The following is a 12,599-nucleotide window of genomic DNA, read 5'->3' as shown; positions in this document are numbered from 1 at the left end:
GCAAGGAGGAACGCTTTCATGTCTTTACGGTGGAAAAAAACAACCGCGGTATCGCTCGTTTTTGCGATGCTGCTTATCGTCATTAGTGGTTGTGGACGCCCTTCGAGTGGCGCTACTGAAACACCAGCTCCAGTTGAACCCGAAGGCCCCAACCCGATAGCCACTATTGAAATGGCTGATGGTCAGAAGATTATCATTGAGCTATATCCGGAAATTGCACCCAATACGGTGAACAATTTTATTTCACTAGCGAATCAGGGTTTCTATGACGGCCTGATCTTTCACCGTGTCATTCCTGGATTCATGATTCAGGGTGGTGATCCAGATGGGAAAGGTTCGGGCGGCCCGGGATACACGATTAAGGGTGAATTTACATCCAACGGTCACAAAAACCACCTGAATCATACCCGTGGAGTTATTTCCATGGCACGTACAGATAATTTGGACTCGGCAGGCTCCCAATTCTTCATCATGTTAGCTGACGCGGATCACCTGGATAATGCCTATGCATCCTTCGGTAAAGTAACGGAAGGTATGGAAGTCGTTGATGGTATTGCAGCTCAGAAAATAGGCAATATAAAAGACAAACCCGATACCGATCAAGTTATGAAAAAAGTTACGGTAGATACCCATGGTCTGGAGTATCCAGAGCCGGTAAAAATGCCTTAATCAACATCCCTACCTATTGGATAGAATCCAAGGCTTACAGCTTGCTTTGAACTGTTCAAACAAACAAAAGCTCTGTCCTATGCGAATGTCGCAAGGCAGAGCTTTATTTAATGATAACGGTTACATAATTGACTTTATAAAAAATGACCTCTTCCGGCATCATCTTCAATACATCCATCCCATCAAACGCAACCAGCCGATAATCGCAATCCATAACGGGCAGCTGAAGGCAACGCCCCATGCAAGCCCTTTCAGTAAACCACGGTTTACTTCCACGAACAACGACTCCTTTCTCCAGGGAATAGTCGCAGTATCGGTAATAGTATATGATTTTATACCCGTTTTCATTCGTCACGCAACCCTCGTTTTCCTGCTTTTGTTCCGCAGTTTCGTGGAATGCATTACGGGAACCTGATATACTATGACTACTGTACGATAAATGGAACCTGATTCATGTTTGGAAAGGAGATTTTCCTATGGCAAAATCCAAAAAACGCACTCCTGCTCCCAAAGCAGCAGTAGCACAGGATAAACCCACAACACTGAAGGATCTGCTTAGCAGTGATGTGTTGGAGAAGCTGAAAGCTCAGGCGGATGCAGCCAAGGCTGCCGAAGCGGCACTTAAAGAGCAGGAACGTCAACAGGCAGAAGAAGCTCGCCAAGCGGAGCAGAAGCGCCGGGATAATGATTTCGAATATTTGCTCAATAACAGTGCAATGGACTGGAAGAAACATAAGTAAGTATCAGGCATGACCTCAATGAGTTTCCCACCATTCACATGCCAAAATAAGTTCACAGCAGACAGATGATGAAGATGATCTGTTCCAGAACAGGGCCGCGTTGCGGTCCTGTTCTTTTTCATATATACACATATGATTCACGCGTCTTGAGCCGGGTATGTTAGAAGTAGAGCGTACAACGATAATCTAACTATGAGGGATCAGAGATGACTGAACAACGTTTGGAAGGCAAAGTGGCGATTGTAACCGGAGGTGGATCGGGCATTGGTCAGGCTACTGCTATTCGATTCGCCGAGCACGGGGCCAAAGTATATATGCTGGATCGTACACCCGAAAATGCGGAGGAAACGAAGCAGACGATTGAGAAAGCTGGTGGAGAAGCGTATGTGATCGAGTGTGACATCTCCAAACCGGACAATGTACAGAAGGCGATCAATCAGGCTGTGGCTGAAGCGGGTAAACTGGATATCATATTTGCCAATGCCGGCATTAACGGAACGATGGCCCCGATCGAAACGATGGAAATTGAGGACTGGGACCAGACGATGGAGATCAATATGCGCGGAACCTTCGCAACCGTCAAATATGCTATCCCCCATCTGAGAGAACATGGCGGCAGCATCATTATTACCAGTTCCATTAACGGTAACCGGGTCTTCTCAGGGATCGGATTCTCTGCATACGCTTCCAGCAAAGCAGGACAAACCGCGTTTACGAAGATGGCTGCACTGGAGCTAGCTCGTTATAAGATTCGCGTAAACGCCGTCTGTCCAGGAGCTATCGATACCAACATCGATGATAACACCTATCCGTCGGATGATCTGAAAGAAGTACAGATTCCTGTTGAATTCCCCGAAGGACATGAACATCCGCTGAAGGGCGAACCTGGAACGTCTAAGCAAGTGGCTAACCTGGTTCTGTTCCTCGCTTCCGATGAAGCTTCCCATGTTACAGGTACACGAATCTACGTGGATGGTGCGGAATCTTTGCTCCGCGGATAAAATCAACATAAAAGTTGGCCCAATTCAGGGCAACAGCAGAACATCCCGCAAGCGATCTGAATGGGTCAGATTACTGCGGGATGTTTTATTTATGCATGGTTAGTAATTATACGGAGGAGGCGCAACTACAAGGATTACCTCTAAACCGCGGAGCTTTTCCCCTTTTTCATACGATGATTCAACCGGTCTGGAATGGCAAATAGCAGAACATACATCAGCGAAAACAAAACCAGCGCCATTATCTCTTCCCCAAGGATGTATATGGGATAAGGCCCGAGCATATCCAGGACCGAGGGTGTACTCGGCTTGTATCTCAAGAACATATAATTCGCATCAAGCAGAATATCTACAATATATACGAACAGTGCTGCTATATTCACAAATATCATCGAACCTGCCACAGATCTCCAACTAGGTCGCAGCTGTTCCACCCACGTCATGTAGAGTAAAGCCAGAATGATACAGGCATGAGCGACGAAAAATTGAATGAATCGAAAATGTGCATACGCATAGCCCAGATTAGGAGTCAGAATGGCCATAAGGGCTCCTGCGATGCCTGCGAACAACAGTGCCGAATGTAACCATCGACTGCGTGTCAGTAATAACACCCCCGATAATAACAAAGACAAACTGCATAGTTCGAGTGGCAGTGATGTCTGCAGGGTCCATACACCGCCATATATGTACCAGAGTTGCAGCACGATTTCACAGCCGAACATGATGCAAGCGATAACAATCCGCAGTGTATGGCGTGCCCTCTCTGACCACAACCGAAGCTGGTGTCGAAGTATAAACAATAGCAAAATCAGTACTGCAATTCCGCTAATGGTTACGATATGTGAAGTGGAGAACAGAATAAACGGCTCAGCATCATACGGGTCCAGCCATGGTGGATACGCCATGCATCTCTTCTCTCCTTTGTGATCATCTCACCACATTATCTCTCTTTAATGTTAACTTTTTCATTTTGCCATTGAATGAAATTACTGTCCAGTTGGAATTCTAAATAAGGATTGTAATTTAAATATCTTTATGTTAAGATAAATCCAGAAGCAAAGCACACTAAAAGTTAGTAACTTTCTCAAATAGACAATAAATTAAAAACACAAAATATGTTCAACTACAAATTTCACACGGTAACGGAGAGGACAGAAAAAACCTGAAGAAGCGGAGCGGTCGCCTAAAAGCTTTCTGAAAGAAAGCTACATCGGAAGCATATGCTTATCCCCGGATTTGCCATTTTCAAAAAGAAATCAAAAAAATCTGGGGATAACAGCGATCGGAGGGTTGTTCTGTCATCGAAGTGCCAGTGTAAATAATCCTTAGTTGAACTTATACCTAACTAGGAGGAATTATTATGCAAATCAAAGGACTTCACCACGTATCAGCTCTAACAGCACACGCCGATCAGAACTATCATTTCTACACTAATATCATGGGGCTGCGCCTCATTAAGAAAACGGTCAACCAGGACGATGTGTCCGTATACCATCTCTTCTATGGTGATGAGAAAGGCAATCCAGGTACCGAACTTACCTTCTTCGAGATTCCGATGGCCGGACAGACTCGTGAAGGCGTGAACAGTATATCAGGAACGTCACTCCGTGTTCCTAACGATAAGGCTCTTTCGTACTGGCAGCAGCGTTTTGACGAATTCGAAGTTGATCATGGAGAGATTGTTCAACGGGGCGGTCGTGCCACGCTCTCATTCACGGACTTTGAAGGACAACGTCTGATTCTGGTCTCGGATGAACACAATACAGGCGTTGCGGGTGGTCAACCGTGGGATCAGAGCCCTGTACCTGCTGAATACGGTATTGTAGGCTTGGGCCCCATCCATCTTACGGTAAAAGATGCATCCCTCACCGCTCCGGTTCTTACCGAACTGCTGGGTTTCAGAGCGAAAGGAAGCTACCCTTCCTTTACTCCAGGTCAACCTGATGTACTGGTCTTTGAATCAGGCGAAGGTGGCAGTGGCTCCGAAGTACATGTTGAAGAACGTAATGACCTTGCCCAAGAACGTCCTGGACGTGGCAGTGTGCACCATGTTGCGTTCCGTGTGGATAATGAGGAAGAACTCAAACAATGGGTGGAACGGGTTCATAACTTCCAATTCCCTAACTCCGGTTTTGTAGACCGCTTCTACTTCCGTTCCCTGTATTTCCGTGAAGCAAACGGTATACTGTTCGAGCTGGCCACCGATGGTCCGGGATTCGATACAGACGAAGAATTGGCCCATCTGGGAGAATCGCTTGCCTTGCCACCATTCCTTGAAGGTCGCCGCGCCGAGATTGAAGCAAACCTCAAGCCGCTAGACACCGTCATCCGCTAACCGGATCTGACTACCCTTCTCTATACAAGCAAAATAAAAACGATTATCGCTTATGCATTCCGGATATGATCCGGGTAAGGCAGAGCCGGTAATCGTTTTTGATTTTGATCTATTTTATATTTTCTCTGGGCAGCACAAAACGAGGCTGTATGTCCTGATTTTTTTCAGCCTCGCCCTGTTCCCCACTGTCCGTCAAGGCAGGAAGGGAGATATTTTTTTCACTTGCTTACTGGTAGGACTTCACTTTCACCACGAGAACTGCCAATCCCCGCCACACTAGGTGTCTACACTACGATATCAATCAAAGGATTCATAATATTCTTCTTCATACACTTCCATGCTGTACTTCAGATCTACAGCCTTCCATTCGCCACCCTCATATGCATAGGCAAAAGTCAGGTCACCGGCATACAGACCCATACCGTAAGCACCCGATGCCGACACAACAAGCTTGCCATTCTCCAGACTATAATACGTTACTCCACCAAACTTAAGTTCTTCGTTATACACGCCGCCACTCGTGTCTTCCTCCATCGAAGAGGGTTCTGCTGGAACTCCATCCACCGTAACGTCAATGTCGACCCATTCAGATGTAACGTTGATTCTCGAATTCACATGCTCCTTTACAATCTCATCCAGAGATTGCATCTTCATCTCATCCAGCGTCACCGGATCAACAATACGTGCTTGTCCCAAATAAATACCTGTGCCATGACCTTCCGTGTATAAAACTACAATCTCTTTCTGGCCGTCTCCATTCAGATCCAGCTCGTGCACTTCGGGTTTGTAAGATCCGCCTTCTCCCTGCCAATCACTGAACTCTCGCGTCTTGCCGTCCACTTCCAAAATCATTCCGTTATATATATATCCTGAACCCTCAACTTTCATAGGGTATAATCTGACATTTTCATTCTCAGGTGCAACCGAAACGTTCTCCTCTTTCACGGGAATCGATTCCTTCGTTGTCTTCGTTGTGTCATGCATTTTATCTATATTGGAAGCCTCGACCACTTCGGTCTGGCTGGATTGATCATCTATGTTAAGCTGTTTTTGTGATTCATTCATGGTTCTGGCAGCTGAAGTTGTACTAATCGTAGCTACCGCCAAAATAATCATCAGCAGGATACCTGTCCAAGTTTTCAATATACTGGGCTCCTTCTTCTGTTGTGATATTCCTATTATATCTCCATTTATCGCCTGCAAGTTGCGAAATTGTTAATGTTTCATAAAATAATCTTTACAAATTTTTATTTTCACGAAAGAACGTTCGGCTTTAACCAGAATAAGCAAAATTTCATGCCTAATACGTCTCTAAAAAGCAAAAAAAATTCCGAACACAGCTCAAGGCTGCATCCGGAATGCTTTGGTTTTGTCCATTAACCGATCGGTTAACTGTCTCAGTTCTTCAGCCGAGGATGAAATCTCCTCCATGATGGCTGTCTCTTCGTGTGCGGCATCCATGATTCGTCTCGCCTCATCCGAGAACGATCCGGCTTTACCCTGAATCTTCTTCACATGACCGTGCGTTTGTTCAACCCGGCCTGTCTGTTCTGCAATCTTGGAACCAATATCATGCGCACCCTTCATGAACACTTCCACCGTACCTGTCAGTTCATGCAACGTCTGATCCACAGAGATGGTCCGCTCCGATTCATTAACCACCAGACCATGCTGCTCATGAGACAGTTGTGCCGTCTCTCTGATCCGCTGCTGCACACGACTGATCAGCTCATTAATACGGTGCACCGATTCCTTACTCTCGTCTGCGAGCTTGCGGATCTGCTGAGCCACAACTGCAAAACCTGATCCTTCTTCGCCCGCTCGTGCAGCCTCAATGGAAGCATTCAGGGCAAGCAGCCCTGTTTCCTCAGCAATGTTTTTGACAGACTGAGTGATCACCTCGATATCGGAAGCTTCCTTCTCCAGCAACAGCATAATATCGCGGGAACGATTGTGAGACTCGGCCAGCTCGTCCATTCCATTCATCAGTGATGAGAAGGTCTGCTTCGTGTGATCCACCGATCGTTCCATCTGACCAGACATCTCTGTCATACCCATGGACTGGCTGTGCATACGCTGGAAATCCTTCAACATCTCATCCGCAGTGATCAGAGACTGATGGGAAGTGACTTTCTGCTCTTCTACTCCCACCGCAATATGATCTACCGCTTCGGACATCATCTCGATCTGCTCTGCAGCCTGCGTAATGGCTTCACTAAGCGATTGGGCGTTCTGGGAGGTGGTCCGTGTACTGTCCGCAATATCGTTCACAATACTTCTGAGATTAGAAACCATTACGCGAAAAGCGTCATATAATACAGTAAGTTCATCCTGTGTGCGCCGCTGCGGAATCTCGGTTGTCAGATCCCCGGATGAAACTTGTTGTGCCGCACGAGAAAGATGAACAATCGGACGAGTCAGCCAGCGAGAGGCGAACCACCCGAGAATCCCGTTCCAACACACCCCCATAACTAGGATGATGGAGATATACAACCAGCTTGGCATGTTGAAAGAGAGCCAGTCCTGGAGGAAAAATATAAAAAAGCCGCTAGTTCCGTACGTAATAATTGAGATCAGTACCAAACCTGCGACTGTTTTTGCGCCTAAAGTCCATTTCATATTCACACCCCGTAGTCCTTTTTTCCTATTTTACCAATCATGTACCAAATATCATGTGACATACATCACTGAAACATTCTATCTACTCCTTGCATATGGTTCACGCATGAGTTCTCTACCATGTAGTGCATAATGGATAAGACAAGCTTTTCAGCCCCCTTTTAATGATGACTGCGTATAAAGTAAATCCCTAATTTAAATTATTATCGGCAAATCAGACGAAATGATTTAGCTTGGCATCCATTTTGCTTAAATGATATACTGAGTGCGCTTCGGCATAGTCGGAGCTGACCTATTTATTGGATGCCACTGGAGGCGAACGAAATGTCTACAATGTCCACAAGGACGGAGAAAGATTTTATCGGTGAAAAGGAAATCCCAGCTTATGCCTATTATGGCATTCAGACGGTGCGGGCAGTAGAGAACTTCCCGATTACCGGCGTTCCGGTACACCGGGAGCTAATCACGGCTCTGGCTGCGGTGAAAAAGGCAGCAGCGATTACCAATATGGAGCTGAAGATGCTACCAAGCAAAATTGGCGATGTCATCGTCATGGCTGCTGAAGAAATGATGAAAGGCCATCATCTGGATCATTTTATTGTAGACTCCATTCAGGGCGGTGCAGGCACCTCCATGAATATGAATATGAACGAAATTTTGGCCAACCGCGGGCTGGAACTGTTAACCAAAAGCAAGGGAGACTACTTCCATTGCAATCCCAACAATCATGTGAACATGTCCCAATCGACCAATGACGTGGTACCCACAGCATTGCGTATTGCGGCGTACCGACTATCCGAGACGTTACTAGCGACGATGAAGAGACTACAGGATGCGTTCCGTAAAAAAGAAGAGGAATTCAACGATGTGGTCAAGGTTGGCCGTACCCATCTTCAGGATGCGGTGCCTATTCGCCTAGGACAAGAATTCGGAGCTTATGCCCGCGTAATTGGACGGGATATCGAGCGTCTTGAGTTCGCTAATCGCCGCCTGCTTACCATTAACATGGGCGCAACTGCGGTCGGCACAGGACTTAATGCCAAACCCGAATATATCGTCAAAGTTACGGAACATCTGTCCGATGTTACCGGACTACCATTACAAACGGCTGAAGATCTCGTGGATGCAACGCAGAACACGGATGCCTATCTGGAACTTTCGGCGGCGCTGAAGGTATGTGCGGTCAGCCTGTCCAAAATCTGTAATGATATTCGCATGATGGCTTCAGGTCCGCGTGCAGGATTCAACGAATTGCGTCTGCCACCGCGTCAGCCAGGTTCGTCCATTATGCCGGGCAAAGTCAACCCTGTTATGGCGGAAGTTATTAATCAGGTCTCCTTCCAGGTGATGGGGAACGACCATACGATCTGTATGGCGTGTGAAGCTGGCCAATTCGAGCTGAATGTCATGGGCCCGGTTATTGCGTTCAACTTGCTGCAATCGCTGAAAATTATGAATAACGGCATCGATGTTTTCACGCGTTATGCAGTTGAAGAGATGGAAGCTAACCGTGAACGCTGCGAATTAATCATGAACCAAAGTTTCAGTGTGGTTACGGCGTTGAACCCGCACTTAGGTTATAATGTGGCAGCTTCCATCGTGAAGGAAGCGCTCAAGACTGGACTTTCCTTGCAAGAGATTATTTTGGAACGCGGACTGCTGACACCGGAAGAACTGGAAGAGATCCTTCATCCGGAACAGATGACTACACCAGGGATTGCCGGAGAACACTTCCTGCGTAATATGGAACGTTTGTAGGAAATCAGATAATCTAATGCAGGAACCTAAACACCAACACCAATAATATAACAAGAACCCCCGCAGACCGTTCATCCGGTTCGCGGGGGTTCTTGTATTCAGAGATGATCAGACGCCAGCTACTCCATTAAGCCCATCGTTTACGCTCAAGGGAAGGCAGAATCTGAAGCTCCTCCCTGTACTTGGCAACCGTTCTGCGGGAGATGACGATCCCCTCCTCGGCGAGCAGTGTGGCCAAGTGACGATCCGAGTACGGCCGCTGCGTCTGTTCCGTGCGAATGATTGCTTTTAATCTGCGTTTCACCGCTGATGCGGATGTTTTATCCCCTGACGTTGTATCGATTCCCGAGGCAAAAAAAGCTCTGAGTTCATATACACCATGCGGAGTGTCAATGTATTTACCATTCACCGCACGACTTACCGTTGATTCATGCATGCCAATCTTCTCGGCAATAACAGCCAGATTAAGCGGCCTTAGCGCGGAAGGTCCACTGGTCAAAAAGCGCTTCTGCTCTTCCATCACGGCCGCCAGCACACGCATTAATGTTCTGCGCCGCAGGTGCACACTACGAATGATCGCCCTCGCCTCTGCCGCACGGGTAGACCAGATTTCGTCCGGTGCCTCATCCCTGATCCAGCGGGTACATGCTTCATTCATGAATACACGAGGGTTGCCTGCCGTATGCAGACTGAAATGAGCCTCACCATTACGCAATCCAACAATGGCATCCGGAATAATGTAATGTGGTCGTTCCGTACATCCGATGGATCGGCAAGGTTTGGGATCGAGACGTGTAATATAGTCATAGGCAGCCTGGGCTTCACATGAAGTTACACCTAATCGACTTCCTGTTCTACCCGGGTGAAAAGGAACCAATGCTTCCAATCCCGCTTCCACCATGCGTTCAGCATTCAGAACAGCCGATGGATCACGCCTGATCTGGAGCAGCAGACATTCCTGCAGATTCCTCGCCCCTACACCTGCGGGGTCCAGCGACTGGAGAAGTTCCAGTCCCGCTGTAACCTCATTCATGGGCAGCCCAAGTGCTGCTTGCACCTCTAACAGCTCCACCGTCAGATACCCATCATCATTAACACACCCTGCCAAGTATATTGATATATTCTCCAATTTTTCCGGAATAGTCATCACTCGAATCTGTGTAATCAACAACTGTTCCAGTGTAGGTTCGGCACCTTTAACCTGAAGCAGCGGATCATAGGAAGCATAACTGCGCTGATCCATTCGCCGTGGGATCCGGGCGAGGAGCGCAGCTTGTTCTTCCAGTTCAAGCACTGGATTTTCTTCTGCGGCATCTTGCAAATAACGAGCCAGATCCTGACCAGACAAGGTTAGCAAATGAAAGGATTGTTTCATCTCCGGCGTGATGGACAGCCGAATACGTTGTTCCTGTACCAACTGAACACCTAACATCCGTGTCCCTCCTTAAGCATTGCTGGGCAATAAACCTCTGTTTTTCTTATAATGCGTGTTCAAAAAGTCTGGTTTTCAGTACCGAGAAGATGGAATGAAGCTAGAAATGGAGTAGCGGAGCGTAGGAAAACTACGTGAGCAACCACAATGTTTCCAATGGAAACATACTTCGTAAGCCTACCGCTTATTTCGGCTGAATTTCATATTCGATGCTGACGATGCCGCTAGGCATGATTCGTAATCAAAAGTGGACTTTTTTGAACTACCTCTTATACGAACAAAAGCATTTGCAGGGATAATAGCATACTATTCAAGCGATTGTAAGCACTCTTTTAGCTGAATTATAATAATCCTTCTAGTATTTCTCCGATACCAGCTTCGCTTGTGTAAACAGCAGCAGATAGTCTCTTCCACCTGCCTTGGAATCCGTGCCCGACATGTTAAATCCGCCAAATGGATGCGTGCCTACCAGTGCCCCGGTACATTTCCGGTTAAAGTACAGATTACCCGCGAAGTACTCGCGTCTTGCCTGTTCCAGATGATCACGATTACGTGAGATCACCGCGCCAGTCAGACCATAATCCGTATTATTGGCAATATCCAGTGCATCCTGGAAAGATTCTGCTTTGATGAAAGCGAGTACGGGTCCGAAAATCTCATCTTGAGCGATTCGTGCTTTCGGATCCACATCCGCAATAATGGTTGGCTCAATGAAGTACCCTTCAACGTTCCCGGTACCACCACCATGCACAAGACGCCCCTCACCCTTCCCGATTTCAATATATTCCGTGATCTTCGCATATGCCTTGTCATCAATAACCGGCCCGACCTGACTGCCCACTTCAAGTGGACTGCCCATCGTCAGTTTCTGCGTCCGTTCAATCACTTTTTGCAATACTTCATCATATACATCCTTATGAATAATGGCACGGGAACACGCCGAACATTTCTGTCCTGAGAAACCAAATGCCGAAGCGGTAATGGACTCTGCCGCCAGTTCCAGATCGCTGCCGCTGTCTACGACGATGGAATCTTTGCCACCCATCTCTGCAATAACTCGCTTGATCCATTTCTGACCCGAAGCGGTACGGGCTGCACGTTCATTAATTCGCAGACCTACATCTCTGGAACCAGTGAAGCTGATAAATCGGGTGAGCGCATGATCCACAAGATAATCGCCAACTTCACTGCCTGGTCCAGGTAAAAAGTTCACTACACCATCTGGCAAGCCAACTTCTGCGAGCAGTTCCATGAATTTCGCGGCAATTACCGGCGTTGTGCTGGCAGGTTTCAAGACCACTGTGTTGCCAGATACCAGTGCAGCCGAAGTCATACCTGCCATAATCGCCAGCGGGAAGTTCCAAGGTGGAATGACAACACCAACGCCCAGCGGTATATAACTCAGCTCATTATCTTCCCCCGCAATCCGCACAAGGGGTTGCGGTTCACTCAGTCGCTGCATATCCCTAGCATAGAATTCCATAAAATCAATGGCTTCGGCTGTATCGGCATCTGCTTCAGGCCAGGTCTTGCCAGCTTCATAGACCATCCATGCCGAAAACTCATGCTTGCGACGACGCATAATAGCAGCTGCTTTGTACAAATAACGGGCCCGTTCATTCGGGTCAGTATGTTTCCAGGTGTGGAATGTCTCCGCCGCGGTCTGAATGGCCTTTTCGGCCAATTCCTGATCCGCCTGGTGAATGGTTCCGACAACCTGATTCTTGGCTGCGGGGTTCACGGACGTTAACGTGCGGCTACTTGTTATTTTTTGCCCCCCAATAATAATTGGATATTCCTGCCCAAGTTCAGCTTCTACCTGACGAAGTGCGTCTTCGAATGCTTCCCGGTTCGCCGGGACCGCAAAGGGTGTGAATGGTTCGTTAACAAAAGGGATATTCATGAATGATTCCTCCTTCAGGATGTGGGTTTCACTGGCTGCTCGCCTGAATTGATACGCATGTTACTCATCACCAAATATATGTAGCAAAATCCGTGCCAACTCCGTTTGGAACTGAAATATTTTCTCGTTAAAATTGAACTAAAGA

Annotated in this window: 10 protein-coding genes; 5 read left to right on the top strand and 5 right to left on the bottom strand. The window is 47.2% G+C overall.

Features of this window, described 5'->3' with window-relative positions; genetic code table 11:
- The first annotated feature begins 18 nt into the window (after positions 1-18).
- The 3 genes from M1D71_RS05380 to M1D71_RS05370 all read left to right on the top strand — a co-directional run bounded on the left by M1D71_RS05380 (position 19) and on the right by M1D71_RS05370 (position 2,410).
- Positions 19-669, top strand: a complete 651-nt coding sequence (locus M1D71_RS05380) for a peptidylprolyl isomerase (protein WP_458125578.1) — start codon at positions 19-21, stop codon at positions 667-669.
- Positions 670-1,145: 476 nt separating this feature from the next.
- Positions 1,146-1,409 (top strand): YqkE family protein, encoded by a 264-nt coding sequence (locus M1D71_RS05375; RefSeq protein ID WP_458125577.1) that lies wholly within the window; start codon positions 1,146-1,148, stop codon positions 1,407-1,409.
- A 206-nt stretch (positions 1,410-1,615) separates the two neighbouring features.
- Entirely contained in the window at positions 1,616-2,410 is a 795-nt protein-coding gene (locus M1D71_RS05370; RefSeq protein WP_458125576.1) for an SDR family oxidoreductase, read from the top strand.
- A gap of 140 nt (positions 2,411-2,550) precedes the next feature.
- Here the strand turns inward: M1D71_RS05370 and M1D71_RS05365 are convergent, their stop codons facing one another.
- Positions 2,551-3,312: a YwaF family protein gene (locus tag M1D71_RS05365; protein WP_458125575.1), complete on the bottom strand. Its 762-nt coding sequence runs from the start codon at positions 3,310-3,312 to the stop codon at positions 2,551-2,553.
- Positions 3,313-3,767: 455 nt separating this feature from the next.
- On the opposite strand from M1D71_RS05365, the gene M1D71_RS05360 reads away from it, so the two are divergent.
- The gene (locus tag M1D71_RS05360) at positions 3,768-4,742 is read left to right on the top strand and encodes a ring-cleaving dioxygenase (RefSeq protein WP_458125574.1); all 975 of its coding nucleotides are present in this window, start codon (positions 3,768-3,770) and stop codon (positions 4,740-4,742) included.
- 297 nt (positions 4,743-5,039) lie between these two features.
- Here M1D71_RS05360 and M1D71_RS05355 read toward each other — a convergent pair whose 3' ends face one another.
- Entirely contained in the window at positions 5,040-5,885 is an 846-nt protein-coding gene (locus tag M1D71_RS05355; protein ID WP_458125573.1) for a hypothetical protein, read from the bottom strand.
- Between the two features lie 198 nt (positions 5,886-6,083).
- Positions 6,084-7,361 carry a methyl-accepting chemotaxis protein gene (locus tag M1D71_RS05350; RefSeq protein ID WP_458125572.1) on the bottom strand — a complete coding sequence of 426 codons (1,278 nt, stop codon included), beginning with the start codon at positions 7,359-7,361 and terminating at the stop codon, positions 6,084-6,086.
- Between the two features lie 324 nt (positions 7,362-7,685).
- On the opposite strand from M1D71_RS05350, the gene M1D71_RS05345 reads away from it, so the two are divergent.
- Complete coding sequence (locus tag M1D71_RS05345) at positions 7,686-9,119, top strand: aspartate ammonia-lyase (protein ID WP_458125571.1); 1,434 nt, start codon at positions 7,686-7,688, stop codon at positions 9,117-9,119.
- A 127-nt stretch (positions 9,120-9,246) separates the two neighbouring features.
- Here the strand turns inward: M1D71_RS05345 and rpoN are convergent, their stop codons facing one another.
- Together rpoN and pruA are read right to left on the bottom strand one after the other, a co-directional pair.
- Positions 9,247-10,551: an RNA polymerase factor sigma-54 gene (rpoN, locus tag M1D71_RS05340; RefSeq protein ID WP_458125570.1), complete on the bottom strand. Its 1,305-nt coding sequence runs from the start codon at positions 10,549-10,551 to the stop codon at positions 9,247-9,249.
- A 355-nt stretch (positions 10,552-10,906) separates the two neighbouring features.
- Positions 10,907-12,454 (bottom strand): L-glutamate gamma-semialdehyde dehydrogenase, encoded by a 1,548-nt coding sequence (pruA, locus tag M1D71_RS05335; protein WP_458125569.1) that lies wholly within the window; start codon positions 12,452-12,454, stop codon positions 10,907-10,909.
- Between the last annotated feature and the right edge of the window lie 145 nt (positions 12,455-12,599).

The sequence above is a fragment of the Paenibacillus sp. Z3-2 genome, assembly GCF_054161325.1.
The sequence above is the reverse complement of the archived record's forward strand: the minus strand, read 5'-3'. Positions and strand labels throughout refer to the sequence as shown.